The organism is uncultured Oxalicibacterium sp. (assembly GCF_913776015.1).
Lineage (GTDB): Bacteria > Pseudomonadota > Gammaproteobacteria > Burkholderiales > Burkholderiaceae_D > Oxalicibacterium.
This window is the reverse complement of sequence record NZ_CAJYMD010000044.1, coordinates 1-20,451: the sequence shown is the minus strand read 5'-3', so window position 1 is coordinate 20,451 and position 20,451 is coordinate 1. Positions and strand designations below refer to the sequence as shown.

Below are 20,451 nucleotides of genomic sequence, written 5' to 3'. Positions count from 1 at the left end.
ACATCCCGATCGGCAATACGCACCGACTGGAGAATCCGGGCAAGCTACCGCTGCATCTGATCGAGGTGCAATCGGGGGCGTATCTGGGTGAGGATGACATCGTCCGGTTTGATGATGTGTACAAGCGCAATTGAGTGAACGCCTATAGCGCATAAAACAAAAAGCTGCCATGGAAACCATCGCAGCTTTTTTCATATTTATATGCAAGTGCAGGCAATAGATCGTAGCGATTTTGGCTGCGTATCTTGCCGCTACTGATGGCGTTGCGGATTGTCTTGGTAGGGAAAGCTGGCCTGCCCAGCAGGAGTCGAACCTGCGACCTACGGCTTAGAAGGCCGTTGCTCTATCCAACTGAGCTATGGGCAGTACATTGCATGACGGACCGTACGGCGTTTGCAGGTGCCATGCAGGAAGGTGCTGCATTATGCCGCTTTTGCCGCACCGTTTCAATCTGCCGCACTAGTACTACTCACAATGGCGAAGTCACCGACGAAGAAGATTAGCGATCTTCTTCAAGCTGATCGACGAGTGCATAGCCTTTTTCGAAACCTGCGGCAAGTGCTTCTTCTTCACTAGCGTAGTCGCCATCGTCGCCGGAGGCTGTCAGCAAGTCACTTTGCGCGGAGGAGTCGGCGGCAGGTTCACAGATACGCACGGTGTAATCCCACAAGTTGCCGGTCTTTCTTTCCTTTTTCAGAGGCGCGACGTGTACTTCCAGCCCCTTGTAGAGCTCGGTACTCCAGTTTTGCTGTTGTTCCATATTGCTCTCCTTGGTCAGGAATGTTGCGAATAAGGCTTGGTTTTTTCGGGATTGGGAGAGGGAACCGGATCTTCCTGCGGCACCGGATGTTCGCCGGGCAGTGGCGGATCTTCGATGGGTGCGGGTGTCGGTGCGCGATGCATGAACAACGGTGGCAAGGTGGGCAAAACGGCGCGGGTTGCGTGTGCGGGGATCATGCTGTTCCTCCTTTGGCGAAAGCTGCGTTGATACAGAACTGTCGTGAAGGGAAGACTCGCACACGCAACGGAAGTTCAGCAAGTCCTTGTGACGTTGCCGAGTAAGTCTCAGAGCATGTCCAGCCGATAACCGATGGTATAGATGGTTGTCAGGCGTACCTGATTATCGGATTTCAGTTGCAGCTTGGTACGTACTTGCGACATGTGCGTATCCAGCGTGCGTGAGGTCATGACAAGTTCCCGTCCCCAGATGCTTTCCATGATGCGTTCGCGCGAAATCAATTGACCGATGTTCTGAAAGAACAAAATGGCAATATCGAATTCCTTGGGTTTCAGATCGACGGGCTGACCGCGCAGCGTCGCTATCTTGTGAAACAGGTCGAAACTGTAGACGCCGATTTCCAGTGTGGTGCTGACGGTCGAACTCGTGGTCTGGCTAGCGCTTGTTCGTATGCGTTTGGAAAGCGCATGGATGCGGGCAGACAGTTCGGCTTCCCGAATCGGTTTGGTCATGTAGTCATCGGCACCCGCCATCAAGCCGGCGACGATATTTTCTTCCAGCACGCGATTGGTCAGAAACATGACGACGATCTCTTCACCCAGATGCGCGCGTACCCATTCGATGACATCGCGGCCTGTCATGTCGGGCAAGTGCCAGTCGAGAATCAGCATGTCGTAGCAGGGATCGGCTTTCAGGGCATCGATCAGATCTCGCCCATTGCTGAAGATGGTGCATTGGTGCCCAGCCTGTGTCAGCACTTGATGAATCAGTTTGGATTCGATCGGATCGTCTTCGAGCGAAGCGATGTTCATTCTTTTTGTCCTTCCTGTTTTTCGATGAGAGGGCAGTCGTTGTGATCTTCGGAAGTGCAAGGGAGCAGGACGGTAAATGTCGCTCCCTTGCCGGGGATGCTATGCACACGCACACGGCCGCCATGCCGTTCGATGACCATCTTGACGAACGGGAGGCCCAGACCAATGCCGTCTTGACCATGATCGTTGGCACGGCGGAACGGTGCAAAAATCATGGCTTGCTCGGCAAGCGCAATACCCGGACCATGATCGGCAATGCTGCAGGCGATATGCGGACTTTGATCGATGATGATGACGTCGGCACGACATTCGACGGTGGCACCTTCGGGACTGAACTTGATGGCGTTGGAGAGCAGGTTGCCGAGCGCACGAATCACCAGTGAACGATCGACATGCAGCCAGTGCTCGGCGACATCAATGTCCACGACGATCTTTACGGAGCGGCTGTGCGCAAAAGCCCACATGTTGTCGACCGCTTCATCCAGCAGCGAGGCAAAATCGGCATCCTGCAACTGATAGGCCGGCGATTCTGCCTTGGCCAGATGCACGAAGCTTTCGGCGAGCTTCAATGTGGACTCGACGGATTTTTCGACGCGCGACAGGAATTCCTGCATCTCGAACGCTGTCGCCGGATTTTTCTGTAACTGGATCAGGGCCAGGATCGAGGACTGCGGTACGCGCAAATCATGCGAAATGAAATTCAGACTTTCTTCGCGACGCCGCTCTGCCGCTCGCAGGGACGAAACGTCGATCAGGGAAATGATCCAGCCCAGCATCGCACCATCCACCATGCGCGACGATGTGGACTTGATCAGGAATTCACGCCCCTCGTGATCACGCGTTTCGATTTCTACCGCTTCGCCAGATGGCGTTTGCAGCAAGGTGTTGTACCAGATGCGGTCGTACAGTGGCGAACGTGGCGGTGCTTCAAAATGGGCAAAAATCCGGGCTAGCGAAAGCGGCTGGTCGCTCGATAGGCCGAGCGATTCGAAATAAGCCTTGGCAGTGCGATTGCATACCAGCAGTTCGCCTGATTGGGACAGCACCAGCGTGGCATCCGGCATATTGTTGAGGCTGTCGCTGACGAACTGATGCATGTGGCGATAGCGATCGGCACCGATCTGAATGGCGGCGATTTGGCGATCGAGAAAATCGGCATCTTGCTTGGTCAGTAGTGCTGGCTCCGGCCGCAAAACGATATGGGTTTCGCGATTGAGTCGTGCCATCTCGTCATTGAGATACAGCAGCGTTGCCTCCAGGCGGCGCCAGCTCCACAAGGGATAAACGGCCGCAACCATGAAGATGGCGGCAGCAGGTGGAATCCAGATTTCCATTGTCATCAGCGCATAGGTACCGACGCAGAGCAGTAGTTCAAGTCCGACAGTGACGGATAAGGCGCTGAAAGGCGACAGATACAGACAGGCAAACAGGGCGAGGCAGGTAATGGCGATCGTGCAAAGTGCTGTCAACCATCTTGTGGCTTCAAATATGCCGCGTTCTTCCAACAACCCCGCCAGTACGTTGGCATTGATTTCGACGCCAGGCATCACTTGCTGCGTGGTTGTCACGGGTGTGGGGAACATGGTGGCGACGCCGGATGCGGTGGCACCAATCAACACATAACGGTCATCGAAGAAAGAGGGAGGGACACGACCTTGCAGAACGTCGATGTACGACACTTTCACCATGTGGCCAGGTGGCCCGGCAAACGGAATGCGCTCGCGCACGTCACGCGGCAGCGCGGTGTTGGCAGGCATGCCTAGCCCTGTGAGGTAGATGGCGCGAGAGAATTGCGGCCAGGCGATCTGCCCGAAAGTCTCCTGCATAAGAATGCTGCGTACCACACCATCGGCATCGAAAATGAAGTGCGTATGGCCGACACCGTGTGCGGCTGTTGCCAGTTGCGGTAGCGGTGGCGTTGCTTGTGCGCCGTTACGTGTATGGTCGGCAAAAATTGGCAGGATGACGCGACCATTCCTGCGGATGGCATCAGCCAGCCGTGCATCGTTGCCGGTCTGGCTGTCGGGCTCGGAAAAAATGATGTCCATGCCGATTGCCTTGGCCCGGCTTTGCGAAAGAATGTCGAGCAGATCGGCATGGATGCGTCGGTTCCACGGCCATCGTCCCAATTGTGCAATGCTGGCGTTATCGATCGCAATGACGACGACACGTTCATCCGCAGGGCGCTCCATGCCCTTGATGAGCATGTCGTAGATGAAGCGATCCGGTTGTCCAAGGCCATTGGCGTAGCCGAGCAATCCCGCGCTGATCAGCATCAGCAGGAAGAAGATGCGCCACTCGGTCTTGAGTGGCGTCTTGCGCCGGAATCGCGAAAGGATCATCGATATGCTGATGGCTTAGAAACTCGTGCCCAGTGGCTGACCTTGTCCATCCAGCGGCGTGCCATAGTCGGTTTGCCACAGCAGCGGCACCACGAATCGTTGCGCAGGCGAATAGGTACCGACGAAGCCATCACTATCGATCGAACGCACGCGTGCGTAATAAGTGCCCGCCTGCGGGCGCGGCAGTTTGACTTCAGGCTGCTCCGTCGTCACGTCATGCACGAGCGTTGTGAAAGAGGGATCGGTGGCCAGTTGGAAGGTAAAGCGTTGGCCAGGTGCACTCGCACTCCAGGAGAAATGCAGTTCCTTTTCGTTGACAGAGCCAGCCGGAGCGGCCAGTCCGGCCAGGACTTGTACTGCGCGTGCATCGGTAAACGGCCCTTGCTTGCCGGCGCCATCGATCGATGCCACGCGCCATTGATACGCACCTGGCTGCAGGCTGACAGCGAGATGTCCATCCTGCTCGCCGGCAGCAACGACTTGATCGACAAGCCGCTGTTCAAATTGCTTGTCGCCGGCAATTTGCAGGCGATACGAAACGATATTGCCGGACAAGCTCCACCGCATGGTAATGGGAACATGGGCAGTGCTATCTGCGTTGCCTTGATATTTCGCCTGCGGTGCGATTAGGAAGGGTGCAAAAGGACGCGCGGCGACCTCGAACGGTACCGTTTGTTGCAGACCTGCAAGGCCGTTGGCATCAACTGCATGTACGTGGGCAAAATAGTGACCGTCTGGCAGATCGGCCAGACGCGCCAGTGCCTTTCCTTGATCGGCCTTGACCGAGACTTCCGCAATGTTGTTGACGCCTTGCGCATCGGTGGACACGCGCAACTGGAATGATTGTGCTGCCGTTTGCGTTAGTACAAATTGCAGTGGCAGGCGTTGCTGGAGGGCGTAGCCATCGGCAAGAGCGGGTGCTGGCAGCAGGGCGATCGGGCGTGTGGCGCGTTGTTGTCCTACGACCGAGCCGTAGCCGGCGGCGACCAATTGCGTCACACGATCTGCGTCGCGGCTTTGCGGTTTTACGGCGACTTTGCCGCTCAACACTTCGTTGAAGGCGCGATCTTCGCGGTATTGCACACGAAAGCGTGTTCCGCGAACACCGGAAACGGCAACGGGGCTCAGGACTTCATAGCGACTGCCATGCTTGCTGAATGGCGTGACGCTGGATTCGACGCGGCCCTTTTCGAGAAACAACTGAGTGCGCGGGCTTCTCACATATTGTGTGGTACGCAGTGTCCGCAGATTCAGCGCGCTATCCGGCGGCAGTGTGATCTGTGAGCCATCTTCCAGTATCAGCGAGAGAAAGCTTTCGGCCATGGTCGCAACGGTATCGCCTTCCTTGAGCATGGCATCGATGCGGGTTTCCAGGCGGTTGCCTGCCTGATCGTGAATCAGGACGTCACCGAAAAAGCTACCGATGCGAGCAAAGGCGGCAACCGGCGCGAGCAGCGTGGCGGGAATCAGCACGACGCGTCCGACTGGAATGGTGCGGTCGTTTTCGATACGGTTAGTGTTGCCGATCTTTTGCCAGTGGCGGATATCGCCTGTGAATTTCAGAGAAATCGACGATAGCGTCTCATTGCGAGAAACTGTGTAGTACACGCCTTCTGGCGTGATGCGTACGCCTTTCTCCGTGGCATGTGCAACGGGAAGGGAAAAGAAAAGGGCGGCGGCAAGACCGACAGACCATTTTTTCACTGCAGACCTCTGTAATTAACGAGCTTGATCTGCATGATTTTCGCATCTCTACGGCAACTTTCACGGCGTTGCTTGCCAGAATGTAACGGAATGCGGCGAAAACTTGTTAATTTTTGCAAACATCATCGATTGCTTGCCGCAAACGAAAACCGCTCCAACGGCATCCTCGGAGGAACGTTTGGAGCGGTCGGGGCAGGTGCCGCACAAGTGCGGTGGCGTTGATGGCGCCGCGGCCTAGCGCATCTGTTTTGCGTGTTTATTTGCTCAGGCCATTTTTATTCAAACGCGTTTGTAGATTGCCGCATCTACGCTGGATTTGAAGCTGCCGTCGGGCAGTTTCTCGGCCGTGCCATTCGTATCCTTGACACGGTAGCCAGTGAAGTTGCCGGGCAAGGTGGTGTAGCCGTAATCAAGATAGGTTTTGCCTGCGACGATGTTTTGCAGCGTAAGGGTCTTGCCGTTACTGGCCTTGACAGTGAACTCTTCGTTTATTTTCATTCGTGCCTCCATGAGTGGTTTGCCGAAAGAAAAGTGAAGACAGGAAAACCATAAGATTTTGCTGTGTTCAGCGCATGTTATAGCACCAGTCAGGCAAATCTCCAGTCAGTTCTGTCATGCCGAAAGAGGCTTTGCCTGCAGACAGGTTTTTCGGCAAGAGAGGCTTCGGCCGATGGAAATGGGCACGATCCTTCAAAATCGGGATGGCAACGCACAAATCGGTTTATCCCGGATGCTGCCTGCAAAAGCAGGCGCATCGCCCTTCACGAATTGGTGCTGGTATGTTTCCCGACCGCCAGCCCCGGTAGTAGCATGCTTCGTCGTGCTAGGACGGCTCTACAAGAGCGGTTGCCATCATAGCGGGCCCTTGTGACAGCAGTTTGACATGCATCAAAAATGGCGCGGATCGTACGAAGGCATCGCCCGCTTGTTATGCCTGGCAATGCAAGGCGTGTCGCTCCTCTAATCTTCGCGCCTTGCGTTCGGCCTGTTCTGCGCTGCGGGCATTGCGCATGGGGGCGCGGTTGGCGTCTTCTCGCGCCCATTTGGCGCGCAAGGCCATATCGGCGCATTTCTGCTTGCGTGCGGTTTCGGTCTTGTGGGCCTTGGCACGTGCACGCTGTTCAATGGCTTGATCCTGTGCGCGTTGTTTCTCCAGTGCGTGCAATTGTTTCTTTTCATGTGCTGCGCGTTCATGGGCGGCGTCATCTGCTGGTGGCGGATTTACGGTAAGCCGTTGCATATCCTGATTGTCGGGGCTGCATGGCACATCGCTGTAAACCGTGCCTTTGGATGAGCTGCATTTGTAAACGGCCCAGGATGGCGTGGCAAAACCAAGTAACACAAGAACGAGCAGCAAGGCTGGCATGGCAATCCCGTGAAGTTGGTCGGACGTGGTCGTTACAGTACCTTGCCCGGATTCATGATGTTAAGCGGATCGAGCGCTTGTTTAATGCTGCGCATCAACTGCATCTCGACAGGCGATTTATAACGCAGAATCTCTTCCCGCTTCAAGGTGCCAATTCCATGTTCTGCGGAGATTGAACCGTCAAACGCGTGAACATTGTCATGCACGATGCGGTTGATGGCGGATTGATGCTTGAGAAAATCTGCAGGCGCTTCACCCGCAGGCGCAGCAACGTTGTAGTGGAGGTTGCCATCGCCCATGTGGCCGAAGGTCACCATGCGGGCGCCAGAATAATGGCGTGCAATCAGCGCATCGGTGGCAGCGATGAAATCGGCAATGCGCGAGATCGGCAGCGAAATATCGTGCTTGATGTTGTGCCCCTCGCTTTTTTGCGCGGGGGGAATACGTTCGCGCCATTGCCAGAGTGCGGCGGATTGCGTCAGCGAAGTGGCGACGATGGCGTCGCTGGCGATACCGTTTTGCAGCGCTTCTTCGATCAGATTTTCCAGAAGCGTTGTGGCATGGGTGTCGGATTCGTGGTCCGATAGTTCAAGCAATACGTAATACGGCGATGCGATGTCCGAGAACAGGGGCGTCATCTCGGGGAAATGACGCTGTACGAGCGTCAGGCATAGCGCGGACATCAGCTCGAACCCGGTCAGACCTGCGCTGCAACGTTGCTGCGCAAGATTCAGCAATTGCAAGGCGTGATGCGGCGATGGTACGGCGACGCAGGTGGTCCGTATGGCCGCAGGTTGCGGAAAGAGTTTCAGCACCGCAGCGGTGATGATGCCTAATGTGCCCTCCGCACCGATGTAGAGATCGCGCAGATCGTAACCGGTATTGTCCTTGCGCAGCGCACGCAGGCCGTTCCAGATGTCGCCTTGCGGCGTGACGACTTCCAGCCCCAGACAGAGTTCGCGGCTGTTGCCATAGCGGAGCACCGCAGTGCCGCCTGCATTGGCAGACAGATTCCCGCCAATCGTGCAACTGCCTTCCGAGGCCAGCGAGAGTGGATACAGTCTTCCGACGCCAGCCGCCGCTTGCTGCACATTCTGCAAAATGCAGCCTGCTTCGACGGTCATGGTGTTGTTGACGCCATCGATCTCGCGAATGCGATTCAAGCGTCGCAGCGACAGAATTAGTGCCGTGCCGCTTTCGTCCGGAATGCTGCCGAGCACCAGGCCGGTATTGCCGCCTTGCGCGACGATCGGGACACGATACTGATGGCATAACCGGACAAGCCGGGCGACTTCCTCCGTGGTTGCGGGGGAGGCAACTGCCAGTGCCTTGCCCGTCGCACGACCACGCTGCTCCTGCTGGTAGGGGAGCAGTGCATCCGTGTCGGTCATCAGATGCGTGCTACCAACTGCCTGGCGACAGGCTGCAAGAAAGTCGTTCATGGAAGACATGGCGAGGCATCCTTCATTTCTGTTCTGCCGACAAGCTACGTGCCTTGGCGCGTGCAGCTTTCTTGTACGGGGACAGATAACTGATGAGGCAAATGAAGCAGAGCACGACAAGCGCGACTTCGGCCCAGCCCAGCAGCGCCGAGAGACCGGTATCGCTCCAGCCGCGCACGATGCCTTCCATGAAGTAAAGCAAAATCATCATCGACGACCACTGCATCGTGTACAGATTGCGACGTAGCAGGCCACGTAAAGGGAGCAGCAGCGGCAGCGCTTTCAGCGCCGGCCAGACGACGCCTTCGCGTACCGGAGCCAGCACGGTTTCCCACGCAATGCAGAGGATGATCAGCGCGATCAGGCTGACGATGGCACCACCATGCAGCACGCGCTGGCGTACGGATGGCGGGTGCGCAGCGTTCATGCAGTTTGCCGAAGCTTGCGTGCGGTTTCGGCGAGACGACGGCCTTGTGCAATCGCCACACTGCGTGTGTCACAGGAAATCGCCTGGTTGCCATTGACGCCGGACCAGTGCGACGCGCCATAGGGCGTGCCACCAGTGCTGGTCGTCATCAGTTCTGGCTGAGAGTACGGAACGCCGAGAATCAGCATGCCGTGATGCAGCAGCGGCAGCATCATCGACAGCAGCGTGGTTTCTTGGCCGCCGTGCAGGCTGCCTGTCGAAGTGAAGACGCAGGCCGGTTTGCCAGTCAGTGCGCCGGACAACCATTGCGACGTCGTGCCATCCCAGAAATACTTCATGGCGGATGCCATATTGCCGAAGCGCGTGGGCGAACCGAGCGCCAGCGCTGCACATTCTTCGAGATCGTGCAGTTCGACATACGGAGCGCCACTGGATGGCACGTCTGGTTCGGTGGCTTCGGTCACGGTCGATACCGATGGCACTGTGCGCAGGCGCGCTTCGCAGCCGGGAACGCTATCGATGCCTTGGGCAATCAGCTCGGCCAGTTTGCGCGTGGCACCGTGGCGGGAGTAGTACAAAACGAGAATGGGAAGAGGAGAGGCGCTCATGCTTGTTATTATAGGGCGCTTTATCTTTCATAAAACGACCGTTTCGGCGGCATGCAATACCGCATGCATGCGCACGGTTTCCTGATCGTCAGGGAACAAGCGTCGCCATTGTCCGTTTTCACACAAGAGAGGCGTTGCATGAAGCTTCCGCGTTTGACTTTCTTTCGCGAATTATCCTGGTCGCAGATGCGTGACCTGTTCCGTTTTGCCGCACGCCGTTTAGGCGAAGAGCAGTTGCCGCAAGTGGCGGGCAGCCTGACCTTCACGACCGTGCTGGCGCTGGTGCCGGTACTGACGATTGCCTTTGCGATCTTCACGACCTTCCCGCTGTTCAATACCTTTCGCGCTTCGCTCGAAGCCTACTTCGTGCAAAACCTCATGCCGAAGGGAATTGCCAACACCATCCTCGGCTACTTGACGCAGTTCTCCAGCAAGGCGACACGCCTTTCGGCTTTTGGTGCGGTGGCGCTGATTGCGACGGCAGTGGCGATGATGCTGATGATCGACCGCGTCTTCAATCAGATCTGGCGCGTGCGTACCACGCGACCGATCGCGCAGCGCGTGCTGATCTACTGGGCAATCGTCACGCTCGGTCCTTTGCTGATCGGTGCCTCGATTTCGCTGACGTCGTATCTGTTCACCGCGACCAACGGTGTGGTGCGCAGCGTACCGTTCATCGGCGGTTTTTTCTTTTCGTCGATCTCGATTCTGCTGACGACGGCGGCCTTCGCCTCGCTCTATGTCGTCGTGCCCAACAAGGTGGTGGACTGGCGCGATGCCCTCTGCGGCGGTTTTCTTGCCGCGATTGCGTTCGAGATCGTCAAGCGCCTGTTCGCTGCGTTCATCAGTAATGTGCCGACCTACACCATCGTCTATGGCGCAGTGGCGGCGTTTCCGATTTTCCTAATCTGGATCTATCTGGGCTGGTTGATCACGCTCGGCGGTGCGGTGTTGACGGCGGCGCTACCTATCGTCAAGTACGAACGCTGGTGGCATGTGCCGCAGCCCGGCAGTGCTTTCGTCGATGCCATTGCGTTGTTGCGCGTGCTGCACGATGCACGTCAGTCGGCGGATTCGGCGGTGGTTGATGCCAAGCTCATGCGCAAGCAGACGCGACTGGGTTATGACGAAGCCGAAACCTTGCTGCAGCAGATGCTCGATGCCGGCTGGGTCGGGCGCATCAAATCCGAACAGCCGCGCAAGCTGCAATTCGGCAAGCGCATTACGGATGGTCTGGATAGCTGGGTGTTGCTGGCCAATCTTGACTACCTGACGCTGGCTGACGTTTATCGTCTGTTTGTTTTCAGTGCCGCCGGTAATGCTTCGCTGGCGCGTGAAGTGGAAACCGCGGTCGAGGCGGGGTTGACACAGAGTCTGGCGTCTTATTTCTCGCGTTTGGATGCCAAAGGGGAAGCTTGCCTGATCAGCGACAGCGCGTGAATCGGATCAATTTCCCTATGGAAACGTAAAAGCGCGCAAGACTTGAATTTATTCGGGTAAGGATTGTCATAACAATAATCCTGATCTGCAGCAGGCATTGCAGATTGTCGTTTTTCGACAAGATCGGAGATGGCTTTTTTGCAGCGCTGGGATTAGAGTGAACAGGTCCGAAGTATAACCATAACGTGCGAGGACAGTCCCATGAAAGTATCCGAAATACTCAAGGTAAAAGGAAACATTCTCTTCACGGTGACCCCCGACAGCCCGATTCTCGACGCTGTCAATGCCATGGCGGAGAAGGACATTGGTTCGCTGGTTGTCATGGAAGGCGGCAAGCTGATTGGCATGCTGACATTCCGCGAAGTGATCGCCACCCTGCATCAAAACAATGGTGCGCTGGGCCGCGAAAGTGTGCGCAACCACATGAATGACAAACCGATCATCGTATCGCCCGATACCGATCTCAACGAGGTCCGTCGTCTTATGCTGGAAAGGCACGCGCGTTATGTGCCGGTCATGGATGAAGGCGGCAGCCTGATGGGCGTGATGTCGTTTTATGACGTGGCCAAGGCGGTGTTCGAAGCGCAAAGCTTTGAAAATCGTATGCTCAAATCCTACATCCAGGACTCACCGGTCGAAGCACAGGAAAACTAGGTTGCGAACTGATTCAAGAATGATCTAGGTTCGCACTGCGTCCAGAAGCCGTTCGCTTTGCAATAACTTTGCAATAAGCGAACGGTTTTTCTTTGCTGCTTGCATCCTTTACAATCCGCTTGTCTGTAACTGGCGGCTGATTGTGCCGAATTCCTTGCCTCATTCCGAAAGCCGTTTCCGTCTTTTCTTTTCATGCGCAAATCCAGCCAGTTCGTCCTCCTCACGCAGCGCCGTTTCGCGCCTTTTTTCTGCGCCCAGTTTCTCGGCGCATTCAATGACAATGTTTTCAAGACCGCGCTACTGACGGCATTGACCTTCGATGCACTGAGCTGGACGACGCTTGATCGTGGCTTGCTCAACAACCTGATTCCGGGTTTGTTCATTCTGCCATTCGTCCTGTTTTCCGCGCTGTCCGGCCAACTTGCCGACAAGTTCGAGAAATCGCGCATCACGCGCTACGTCAAGTTGCTGGAAATTGTCATCATGGGCATCTCCGCCATCGGTTGGATGACGCAGAATCTGTGGTTGTTGATTGCCGCCGTGGCGGGGATGGGGTTGCATTCAACGCTGTTCGGTCCCGTCAAATACGCCTATCTGCCGCAAAAGCTAGCGCCGCATGAACTGGTCGGTGGTAACGGCCTTGTTGAAATGGGGACTTTTGTTGGTATCTTGCTGGGGGAGGTGCTGGGTGCCTTGCTGATTTCGCAGCGGCCGTGGGGCATCGAACTCGTGGCTGGTGGCGCAATTGTCATTGCGATTGCAGGCTGGCTGTTTGCGCGTGCCATGCCGATGTCGCCGCCGCCAGCGCCCGAATTGAAGATCAACTGGAACATCGCGACCGAAACCGTAGGTAACCTGCGCTTCTCCAGTCGCAACAAGCCGGTGTTCATTGCGATGCTGGCCAATTCCTGGTTCTGGTTTTATGGTGCGATCCTGCTGGCGCAATTTCCGCTCTATGCCAAGGAGTATCTGCATGGCGATCACAGCGTTTTCGTTTTGTTGCTGACCATTTTTTCGCTCGGTGTGGGAACGGGTTCGCTGCTGTGCGAGCGTTTGTCGAACTATAAGGTTGAAATTGGCTTGGTGCCGCTCGGTGCCATTGGCCTGACGATTTTCTGTTTCGATCTTTCTCTGGCGTCGGCGGCTTACAGCGCCGTCGAGCAGGTGAATCTGTCGGCTTATTTCCAGCAAGCGGGCAGCGTACGCATCGTGTTCGATTGCCTGATGATCGGCATCTTCGGTGGTATCTACATCGTGCCGCTGTTCGCCATGGTGCAGACGCGTTGCGAACCGACGCATATGTCACGCACGATTGCCGGCATGAACATTCTCAACGCGCTATTCATGGTGGCGGCGGCCTTGCTGGCCATGGTGTTGTTGCAGGCGGGTCTTAGCATTCCCCAACTGTTCATGGTGACAGCCTTGCTCAATGCGGTTGTGGCAGGCTGGATTTTCTGGGCGATGCCGGAATTCGTGCAACGTTTTCGCGCATGGTTTCTGCGACAGCGCGATGAACCGTGACGATTGATCAGTGCGTTGTGCGTGCCGCGCAAGTGTTGCGATTGCGGCGTAGCCACTCATCGAGACGGTCGGCCGTCAGCGGCCCGGCAAACAGATAGCCCTGGCCGTAGGCACAGCCGAGCTGCGACAGGATGTCGGCCTGTTCCTCGTTTTCTACACCTTCTGCGATCACGTCAAGTTCCAGGTTGCGGCCCAACTGGATGATCGCTTCGGCGATACTGCTGCCGCGCGCGGAATCGGTGATCTCGCTGACAAAGGCACGATCGATCTTGAGACGATCCACATTCAGTTTCTGTAGATGGCTCATCGACGAAAAGCCGGTGCCGAAATCGTCGATGGCCACGCTGACGCCAGTTGCCATGACGCGATCGAGCAGCTTGATGAGCGCATCGGGATCTTCCATCGCCATCGATTCCGTGATTTCCAGTTCGATGCAATGCGGTACGGCTTGGGTTTCGTACAGGGTGCGTTCCAGCATGGCTAGGAATTGCGGATGCCGGAACTGTACCTGCGAGACGTTGATCGAGATCATGAAGTGCGTGAAGCCGTTGCGGCTCAGATGCACGGTTTCTAGACATGCCTGACGCAAAACCCATTCGCCGAGCTCGACGATCAATCCCGAGTATTCCGCAATCGGAATAAAGCGCGCCGGAGAAATCATCATGCCGTCTTCATTGCACCAGCGCAGCAGGGCCTCGGCCCCAACGGCTTCACCGCTGCGCAAATCGATTTGCGGCTGATAGACGACATACAGTTGCTTGTCTTCGAAGGCCTGTCGCAGCGCATGCATCATGTTCACGCGTTCACGAATATCGACGCCCATATTGCGCGAGAAATACAGGTGCCCCGCACGTTGCTGCAACTTGGCGCGCTTGAGCGCGATCTGCGCATTTTTCAACGCTTCAGCACCGCTACCTTCGTGTTCGGCCAGTCGCAACAGACCGACCGTGGCCGATAGCTGTACCTGCTGCGCATCGATGCCGAATGGTCGTTCGAATTGCGCAAAAATGGCATCGGGCGTGATTTGCATATCGTCACCAAGCACCGCAAAGGTATCGCCACTGACACGCGCGACGATCAGGTGATGGCCCAGTCGCGATTGCAGGCGTGCCGCAACGGCAAGCAGCAAGTGATCGCCGAACTGGTGACCGAGGGTATCGTTGGTTTCGGCGAAATGATCAATATCGATGAGTGCCAGCGTGGTCGGCAGCGAGACCGGTTGACGCAGAGTCTCGTCGAGAATTTCCTTGAGACGTTCACGATTGGGCAGGTTGGTCAGCGAGTCGTAGAACGCCGAACTGTGCAGGCGTGTTACCAGCAGAATGTTGGTTAGGCCGATGGAAACGGTGCTGCAGAAAACTTCGAGCAGGCGTGTTTCGATCTCGTCGAGTACGCGCGGATTGCGCAGCAACGCCACCAGGCAGCGTGAGGCTTCGCCAGCGAAATACAAGGCAGTGAATTCGCCGGTGTGGACCGTGTTGCGCTGTTCGACCGCTTGCAGTACGGCTTTATGCATGGCAGGTTCGAAGTTCGAGGCTGGATGATTGATCAGCTCGGTAAACGAGCCCGTGGCGGCCACCACGAACAACTCGTTCTGTGCATTGTGCAGGGTCTCGCGTATGCAGATCAGGCCATCTTCCGGCACGGCCAGCAGATCGCTGAGAAAGCGCAGTACGGCCGTGGCGAATTCTTCCATTGAGCCCAATTCGGGCAGATGGCGATTGGCTTGCAGGATTTTTTCCAGCCCACGGTTACTCATGTGCAGTGCACGCGCCTGTCGGTAGGCATGCAAGGCGGTGCCAAATACATCGGCACAATCACTGCGATCTATTTCGCGACCGATCAGCCAGGCGTGAATGTCGAAGCCGGCCAGCAGACGATGTGCCTCATGCTTTTCTTCTTCGCTGGTGCGGATGATGAGACGCGCATCGTTGAAGCGTGCATGCAGGGTGGCAATCAGTTCGATTATTTCATGCGTGTCGAGCGAAAGGGCGTCCAGCAGGATGACCGCCAGTTCCGTCGCCTGTTCCGGCAATTGCGTGGCTTGCCATGTCGAATGGGCATGCAGAAAATGCAGCGCAGTGCCGGGCAGAGCTTGCGGTGTCAGTGCAAAGCTCATAGCCGAATGGAAGTCGGCATCGGCACCCACGATCAGAACATGCCAGCCCGGCTGACGGATCGTGCCACAACCTTTCGCCTCGCTGCCGTTCTTGCGCTGGGCAGTCACTTCGCGTGAGGGGTGACTGAAGGACTGGCCCATCGTTGCATGTTCTCCGTGAGGTGGCGGGTAAATCGATGCGGTAGTTTGCCCATCGACTTGTCGGTGCGCAATGTTTTTTGTGTAAGTGTGGGGTTTATTGCACTGGTAGAATGACACTTTTACTCGCTGATCATTTCTTCCCATGTCCGGCAATACTTTTGGCACTCTTTTCACTGTTACAACATTCGGCGAATCGCACGGCCCTGCTATCGGTTGCGTGATCGATGGCTGCCCACCAGGTATGGCCTTGTCGGAAGCTGATATTCAACTGGATCTTGATCGACGCAAGCCAGGTACGTCGCGCCATGTGACGCAGCGGCAGGAGCCGGATACCGTCGAGATTCTGTCGGGAATTTACGAAGGCAAGACGACCGGTACGCCGATTGCACTGCTGATTCGCAATCAGGACCAGCGCAGCAAGGATTACAGTAATATCTCGGAAAGCTTCCGTCCCGGCCATGCCGATTACACCTACTGGCACAAATACGGCATTCGCGATCCGCGTGGTGGCGGTCGTTCGTCGGCACGCTTGACGGCGCCTGTCGTTGGCGCCGCAGCAATCGCCAAAAAATGGTTGAAGGAACAATACGGCACTATTTTCCGCGGCTACATGAGTCAGCTTGGCGAATTGGTCGTGCCATTCGAAGGTTGGTCGCATGTCACGGAAAACCCGTTTTTCGCCGCCAACGTCAGCATGATTCCGCAACTGGAAGCCTATATGGATGCGCTGCGCAAAAGCGGCGATTCATGCGGCGCGCGTATTGAAGTTGTCGCCGACAATGTGCCGGTTGGCCTGGGGCAGCCGATCTACGACAAGCTCGATGCCGATATCGCTTACGCGATGATGGGGATCAATGCGGTCAAGGGCGTGGAGATTGGTGCCGGGTTTGCTTCTGTTGCGCAAAAGGGTACCGAGCATGGCGACGAGCTGACGCCGGAAGGATTCGCCAGCAATAACGCGGGTGGCGTATTGGGCGGTATTTCCACCGGTCAGGCGATTACGGCTTCGATTGCGATCAAACCGACCTCGAGTATCCACACGCCACGTCATTCGATTGACAAGGCGGGCAAGCCGGTGATGGTCGAAACGCATGGTCGTCACGATCCGTGCGTGGGCATTCGTGCCACGCCAATCGCCGAAGCCATGCTGGCGCTGGTGTTGATGGATCATGCATTGCGCCATCGCGCGCAGTGCGGCGACGTGTCCGTCGATACGCCACGCATCCCGGCACAGCTTCCTTGAACTTTTGGTCGCATGTTCGACTCTCTTTGAGCGCGTTTCAATCAAGAGGAAAAAAAATGAAAAAAGCCCTGCGTTCCTGCCTTTCCACATCCGTCATCATCGGCGCCGCCTTCCTGACTACTGCTTGCGAGACGGTTCAGACCACGCAAGGCGGTGCTGTTGGTATCGACAGACAGCAACGCATGGCCGTGTCGGCACAGGAGCTCGATCAGGCCGCCAACAAGCAATATTCGGCGTTATTGGAAGAGCAGCGCAAGAAAGGCGCGCTCAACACGAATGCCGCTCAAGTCAAGCGCGTGCGTGCGATATCGGATCGCCTGATCGCGCAGACAGGCGTATTTCGTCCCGACGCACGTAACTGGAAGTGGGAAGTGAATGTGCTGACTTCCAATGAGGTCAACGCCTGGTGCATGCCCGGCGGCAAGATTGCCGTCTATACGGGTCTGATCGACAAGCTGCAGGCCACCGATGATGAACTGGCCGCCGTGATCGGGCATGAGATTGCCCATGCCTTGCGTGAGCATGCACGCGAACGCGCCTCCGAGCAGGCAGTCGCCGGCGGTCTGATTTCGATCGGCTCGGCCATCCTTGGGGTGGGTGACTTGGGGCAGCAGGGTGCGCAGTATGCCTACATGGGCCTGGTTGGATTGCCGAATTCGCGCAGCCATGAAACCGAGGCCGATCGTATTGGCGTGGAACTGGCTGCACGTGCCGGTTATGACCCGCGTGCTGCCATCAGCCTTTGGCAGAAAATGGCCAATGTCGGCGGCAGTGCGCCACCAAAGCTGCTTTCCACTCACCCATCGAATCAGGATCGTATTGCCGATCTGACTGTTTATTCGCAACGCGTGATGCCGCTCTACCAGCAGGCAAAACGCTGATTGGCGTAGCATCTTGACAATAAGGCGGGCAATTGCCCGCCTTTTGCATTGCGCGCCGGAAAAGCGACGCCATATGGAAAAAGCAGGCTTGGCAGCATGCCAAGTCGCACGGCGCCTCAATATCCCTATCGCAAATATGGCATAATCGAGAGCTTTCCAGACGAGGCGCGATATGGCCTTGTCGCTGACTACATTTCACGCGAATCATGGCTCAAACGCTCTACGACAAACTCTGGCAGTCGCATGTCGTCGAAACCGCCGAAGACGGAACGACAGTGCTCTATATCGATCGTCACCTGCTGCACGAAGTGACTAGTCCGCAGGCGTTCGAAGGGCTACGCTTGGCAGGGCGTCAACCATGGCGCAAGTCGGCCAATTTGATGGTGGCCGATCACAACGTGCCGACCACCGATCGTACCGAAGGCATCGCCGATCCGACCTCGCGCCTGCAGGTAGAGACGCTTGACAGCAATGCCCATACCTTCGGACTGACCTATTTCAGCATGCGCGACAAGCGTCAGGGGATTGTGCACGTGATCGGCCCTGAGCAGGGGGCGACGCTGCCGGGCATGACGGTTGTCTGCGGCGATTCGCATACCTCGACGCACGGCGCCTTTGCGGCGCTGGCGCACGGCATTGGCACGTCCGAAGTCGAGCACGTGCTGGCGACGCAAACGCTTTTGGCGAAGAAGTCCAAAGCCATGCTGGTGCAAGTCGATGGCGTGTTGCCGAAAGGCGTGACGGCCAAGGATATCGTGCTGGCCATTATTGGCAAGATCGGCACCGCTGGCGGTACCGGTTATGCCATCGAGTTTGCCGGTTCGGCGATTCGCTCGCTGTCGATGGAAGGCCGCATGACGGTCTGTAACATGGCGATCGAGGCGGGCGCTCGTGCCGGCATGGTTGCTGTCGATGACACGACCATCAATTACGTCAAGAATCGTCCTTTCTCGCCAGTCGGCCCGCACTGGGATCGCGCCGTTGACTACTGGCGCACGCTGCATTCCGACGCCGGTGCCAAGTTCGATATGGTCGTGACGCTGGACGCCGCCGAAATCAAGCCGCAAGTCAGCTGGGGCACTTCGCCCGAGATGGTCGTGGCGATTGATGATCGCGTACCCGATCCCGACAAGGAAAAAGATCCGGTCAAGCGCGATGGCATGGAAAAGGCGCTGGTGTACATGGGCCTGAAGCCGAACACGCCAATCGAAGACATTCGTATCGACAAGGTGTTCATCGGTTCATGCACCAATTCGCGTATCGAGGATTTGCGCGCCGCCGCTGCCGTGGTGCGTGGCAAGCACCGCGCTTCCAACGTCAAGCTGGCGATGGTGGTGCCGGGCTCCGGTTTGGTGAAGGAGCAGGCCGAACGCGAAGGGCTGGACAAGATTTTCAAGGATGCCGGTTTCGAATGGCGTGAACCGGGTTGCTCGATGTGTCTGGCGATGAACGCCGACCGTCTGGAGCCGGGCGAGCGTTGCGCCTCGACCTCGAACCGCAACTTCGAAGGTCGTCAGGGCGCAGGCGGCCGTACGCATCTGGTCAGCCCGGCGATGGCGGCAGCGGCCGGTATCGAAGGTCATTTCGTCGACGTACGCAAGCTGTAACGAAGCATCCGGCGAGATGCGCGACAGCGTGCAGCTCGCCATTCAATGGTAGAAAAACATGGAAAAATTCACAGTTCTCGATGGCCTCGTGGCGCCGCTGGATCGCGCCAATGTCGATACCGATGCCATCATTCCCAAGCAATTCCTGAAGTCGATCAAGCGCACTGGCTTCGGCCCCAATCTGTTCGATGAATGGCGTTATCTGGATGTCGGTCAGCCGGGTCAGGACAATTCGCAACGTCCGATCAATCCCGATTTCGTGCTGAATCAGCCGCGCTATCAGGGCGCCTCGATTCTGCTGACGCGCAAGAACTTCGGCTGCGGTTCGTCGCGCGAGCATGCGCCGTGGGCGTTGTCGCAATATGGTTTCCGCGCCGTGGTGGCACCGAGCTTTGCCGATATTTTCTTCAACAACTGCTACAAGAACGGCTTGCTGCCGGTCGTACTGACCGAATCGCAAATCGATCATCTGTTCGATGAGGTCAAGGCCTTCCCGGGTTTCCGTCTCGTCATCGATCTGGAAAAGCAGTTGATCGGTACGACTAATGGTGCAACCAACTATCCGTTCGAGATCGATGCCTTCCGCAAGTACTGCATGATGAACGGCCTCGACGATATCGGTTTGACGCTGCAGAAAGCGGACAGCATTCGCGCCTTTGAAGAGCGCCATTTGCAGGCGCAGCCCTGGCTGTCGAACACGATCTGATCGGCGCTGCTCCTAAAAGATTTCTTTTTAAAACTCTCTCGTTATTCATCAAATGAAAATCGCAATTCTTCCCGGCGACGGTATCGGCCCAGAAATCATGAATCAGGCAGTCAAGGTGATGAACGCCTTGGGTGAAAAGTTTGAAACCGAAACCGTGCCGGTCGGTGGTGCGGCTTATGCTGCACACGGCCATCCGCTGCCGGAGTCGACCCTGAAGGTCGCCAAGGAAGCCGATGCGATTCTGTTTGGTGCGGTCGGCGACTGGAAGTACGACACGCTGGAGCGCTCGCTGCGTCCAGAGCAGGCCATTCTCGGTCTGCGCAAGCACCTGTCGCTGTTTGCCAACTTCCGTCCTGCAATCCTGTATCCAGAACTGGCTGGCGCTTCGTCGCTGAAACCGGAAATCGTCTCGGGTTTGGACATCATGATCGTGCGCGAATTGACGGGCGACATCTATTTCGGTCAGCCACGCGGTGTGCG

General features: G+C 56.7%; 19 protein-coding genes, 1 tRNA gene and 1 pseudogene. 9 read left to right on the top strand and 12 right to left on the bottom strand.

Annotated elements, in window-relative coordinates; translation table 11 throughout:
* A partial coding sequence (locus QZ725_RS07555; RefSeq protein ID WP_293775510.1) for a hypothetical protein occupies positions 1 to 134 on the top strand: 134 nt, incomplete at its 5' end.
* A 155-nt stretch (positions 135 to 289) separates the two neighbouring features.
* Here the strand turns inward: QZ725_RS07555 and QZ725_RS07550 are convergent.
* The 11 genes from QZ725_RS07550 to wrbA form a co-directional block, all read right to left on the bottom strand.
* Positions 290 to 366 (bottom strand) — tRNA-Arg (locus QZ725_RS07550).
* Between the two features lie 133 nt (positions 367 to 499).
* Positions 500 to 760, bottom strand: a complete 261-nt coding sequence (locus tag QZ725_RS07545) for a hypothetical protein (RefSeq protein WP_293778061.1) — start codon at positions 758 to 760, stop codon at positions 500 to 502.
* 14 nt (positions 761 to 774) lie between these two features.
* Positions 775 to 957 carry a hypothetical protein gene (locus tag QZ725_RS07540; protein WP_293778059.1) on the bottom strand — a complete coding sequence of 61 codons (183 nt, stop codon included), beginning with the start codon at positions 955 to 957 and terminating at the stop codon, positions 775 to 777.
* Between the two features lie 108 nt (positions 958 to 1,065).
* On the bottom strand, positions 1,066 to 1,770 hold the full coding sequence (locus QZ725_RS07535) for a response regulator transcription factor (RefSeq protein ID WP_293778057.1): 705 nt from the start codon (positions 1,768 to 1,770) through the stop codon (positions 1,066 to 1,068).
* Positions 1,767 to 4,112 (bottom strand): CHASE2 domain-containing protein, encoded by a 2,346-nt coding sequence (locus QZ725_RS07530; RefSeq protein ID WP_293778055.1) that lies wholly within the window; start codon positions 4,110 to 4,112, stop codon positions 1,767 to 1,769. The genes QZ725_RS07535 and QZ725_RS07530 overlap by 4 nt, the downstream gene beginning before the upstream one ends.
* 15 nt (positions 4,113 to 4,127) lie before the next feature.
* The gene (locus tag QZ725_RS07525; RefSeq protein ID WP_293778053.1) at positions 4,128 to 5,816 is read right to left on the bottom strand and encodes a FecR domain-containing protein; all 1,689 of its coding nucleotides are present in this window, start codon (positions 5,814 to 5,816) and stop codon (positions 4,128 to 4,130) included.
* A gap of 279 nt (positions 5,817 to 6,095) precedes the next feature.
* A complete protein-coding gene (locus QZ725_RS07520) occupies positions 6,096 to 6,314 on the bottom strand; it encodes a hypothetical protein (RefSeq protein ID WP_293778051.1) in 219 nt (72 codons plus the stop codon).
* A gap of 430 nt (positions 6,315 to 6,744) precedes the next feature.
* Positions 6,745 to 7,182: a hypothetical protein gene (locus QZ725_RS07515; protein WP_293778048.1), complete on the bottom strand. Its 438-nt coding sequence runs from the start codon at positions 7,180 to 7,182 to the stop codon at positions 6,745 to 6,747.
* Positions 7,183 to 7,214: 32 nt separating this feature from the next.
* The gene (locus tag QZ725_RS07510) at positions 7,215 to 8,624 is read right to left on the bottom strand and encodes an FAD-binding oxidoreductase (protein WP_293778063.1); all 1,410 of its coding nucleotides are present in this window, start codon (positions 8,622 to 8,624) and stop codon (positions 7,215 to 7,217) included.
* A gap of 22 nt (positions 8,625 to 8,646) precedes the next feature.
* Entirely contained in the window at positions 8,647 to 9,051 is a 405-nt protein-coding gene (locus QZ725_RS07505) for a DUF2069 domain-containing protein (protein ID WP_293778046.1), read from the bottom strand.
* Positions 9,048 to 9,659 carry an NAD(P)H:quinone oxidoreductase gene (gene wrbA / locus QZ725_RS07500; RefSeq protein ID WP_293778044.1) on the bottom strand — a complete coding sequence of 204 codons (612 nt, stop codon included), beginning with the start codon at positions 9,657 to 9,659 and terminating at the stop codon, positions 9,048 to 9,050. Before wrbA ends, QZ725_RS07505 begins: the two co-directional genes overlap by 4 nt.
* Positions 9,660 to 9,797: 138 nt before the next feature.
* Here wrbA and QZ725_RS07495 point away from each other — a divergent pair, with 138 nt between their 5' ends.
* The 3 genes and pseudogenes from QZ725_RS07495 to QZ725_RS07485 form a co-directional block, all read left to right on the top strand.
* Positions 9,798 to 11,099, top strand: coding sequence for a YihY family inner membrane protein (locus tag QZ725_RS07495; protein WP_293778041.1), 1,302 nt, complete (start codon positions 9,798 to 9,800; stop codon positions 11,097 to 11,099).
* A gap of 201 nt (positions 11,100 to 11,300) precedes the next feature.
* The gene (locus tag QZ725_RS07490) at positions 11,301 to 11,753 is read left to right on the top strand and encodes a CBS domain-containing protein (protein ID WP_293778038.1); all 453 of its coding nucleotides are present in this window, start codon (positions 11,301 to 11,303) and stop codon (positions 11,751 to 11,753) included.
* Between the two features lie 192 nt (positions 11,754 to 11,945).
* Positions 11,946 to 13,253 (top strand): annotated as a pseudogene (locus tag QZ725_RS07485) (MFS transporter); the annotation flags it as partial.
* A gap of 28 nt (positions 13,254 to 13,281) precedes the next feature.
* Here the strand turns inward: QZ725_RS07485 and QZ725_RS07480 are convergent.
* Complete coding sequence (locus QZ725_RS07480) at positions 13,282 to 15,534, bottom strand: EAL domain-containing protein (RefSeq protein WP_293778036.1); 2,253 nt, start codon at positions 15,532 to 15,534, stop codon at positions 13,282 to 13,284.
* A 142-nt stretch (positions 15,535 to 15,676) separates the two neighbouring features.
* Here QZ725_RS07480 and aroC point away from each other — a divergent pair, with 142 nt between their 5' ends.
* From aroC to QZ725_RS07455, 5 genes are all read left to right on the top strand, one after another.
* On the top strand, positions 15,677 to 16,777 hold the full coding sequence (gene aroC / locus QZ725_RS07475) for a chorismate synthase (RefSeq protein ID WP_293778033.1): 1,101 nt from the start codon (positions 15,677 to 15,679) through the stop codon (positions 16,775 to 16,777).
* Positions 16,778 to 16,833: 56 nt separating this feature from the next.
* A complete protein-coding gene (locus QZ725_RS07470; protein WP_293778031.1) occupies positions 16,834 to 17,658 on the top strand; it encodes a M48 family metallopeptidase in 825 nt (274 codons plus the stop codon).
* A 206-nt stretch (positions 17,659 to 17,864) separates the two neighbouring features.
* Positions 17,865 to 19,265 carry a 3-isopropylmalate dehydratase large subunit gene (gene leuC / locus QZ725_RS07465; protein WP_293778030.1) on the top strand — a complete coding sequence of 467 codons (1,401 nt, stop codon included), beginning with the start codon at positions 17,865 to 17,867 and terminating at the stop codon, positions 19,263 to 19,265.
* 58 nt (positions 19,266 to 19,323) lie between these two features.
* Positions 19,324 to 19,971, top strand: a complete 648-nt coding sequence (leuD, locus tag QZ725_RS07460) for a 3-isopropylmalate dehydratase small subunit (RefSeq protein ID WP_293778029.1) — start codon at positions 19,324 to 19,326, stop codon at positions 19,969 to 19,971.
* Positions 19,972 to 20,023: 52 nt separating this feature from the next.
* Positions 20,024 to 20,451, top strand: a 428-nt coding sequence (locus tag QZ725_RS07455; protein WP_293778025.1) for an isocitrate/isopropylmalate family dehydrogenase, incomplete at its 3' end; no start/stop codon positions are given.

Excerpts from the sequence above, each read along its gene's own strand:
- QZ725_RS07545 (WP_293778061.1), bottom strand. The coding sequence starts at position 760 with ATGGAACAACAGCAAAACTGGAGTACCGAGCTCTACAAGGGGCTGGAA.
- QZ725_RS07540 (WP_293778059.1), bottom strand. The coding sequence starts at position 957 with ATGATCCCCGCACACGCAACCCGCGCCGTTTTGCCCACCTTGCCACCG.
- QZ725_RS07535 (WP_293778057.1), bottom strand. The coding sequence starts at position 1,770 with ATGAACATCGCTTCGCTCGAAGACGATCCGATCGAATCCAAACTGATT.
- QZ725_RS07530 (WP_293778055.1), bottom strand. The coding sequence starts at position 4,112 with ATGATCCTTTCGCGATTCCGGCGCAAGACGCCACTCAAGACCGAGTGG.
- QZ725_RS07520 (WP_293778051.1), bottom strand. The coding sequence starts at position 6,314 with ATGAAAATAAACGAAGAGTTCACTGTCAAGGCCAGTAACGGCAAGACC.
- QZ725_RS07515 (WP_293778048.1), bottom strand. The coding sequence starts at position 7,182 with ATGCCAGCCTTGCTGCTCGTTCTTGTGTTACTTGGTTTTGCCACGCCA.
- QZ725_RS07510 (WP_293778063.1), bottom strand. The coding sequence starts at position 8,624 with ATGAACGACTTTCTTGCAGCCTGTCGCCAGGCAGTTGGTAGCACGCAT.
- QZ725_RS07505 (WP_293778046.1), bottom strand. The coding sequence starts at position 9,051 with ATGAACGCTGCGCACCCGCCATCCGTACGCCAGCGCGTGCTGCATGGT.
- wrbA (WP_293778044.1), bottom strand. The coding sequence starts at position 9,659 with ATGAGCGCCTCTCCTCTTCCCATTCTCGTTTTGTACTACTCCCGCCAC.
- QZ725_RS07495 (WP_293778041.1), top strand. The coding sequence starts at position 9,798 with ATGAAGCTTCCGCGTTTGACTTTCTTTCGCGAATTATCCTGGTCGCAG.
- QZ725_RS07490 (WP_293778038.1), top strand. The coding sequence starts at position 11,301 with ATGAAAGTATCCGAAATACTCAAGGTAAAAGGAAACATTCTCTTCACG.
- QZ725_RS07480 (WP_293778036.1), bottom strand. The coding sequence starts at position 15,534 with ATGGGCCAGTCCTTCAGTCACCCCTCACGCGAAGTGACTGCCCAGCGC.
- aroC (WP_293778033.1), top strand. The coding sequence starts at position 15,677 with ATGTCCGGCAATACTTTTGGCACTCTTTTCACTGTTACAACATTCGGC.
- QZ725_RS07470 (WP_293778031.1), top strand. The coding sequence starts at position 16,834 with ATGAAAAAAGCCCTGCGTTCCTGCCTTTCCACATCCGTCATCATCGGC.
- leuC (WP_293778030.1), top strand. The coding sequence starts at position 17,865 with ATGGCTCAAACGCTCTACGACAAACTCTGGCAGTCGCATGTCGTCGAA.
- leuD (WP_293778029.1), top strand. The coding sequence starts at position 19,324 with ATGGAAAAATTCACAGTTCTCGATGGCCTCGTGGCGCCGCTGGATCGC.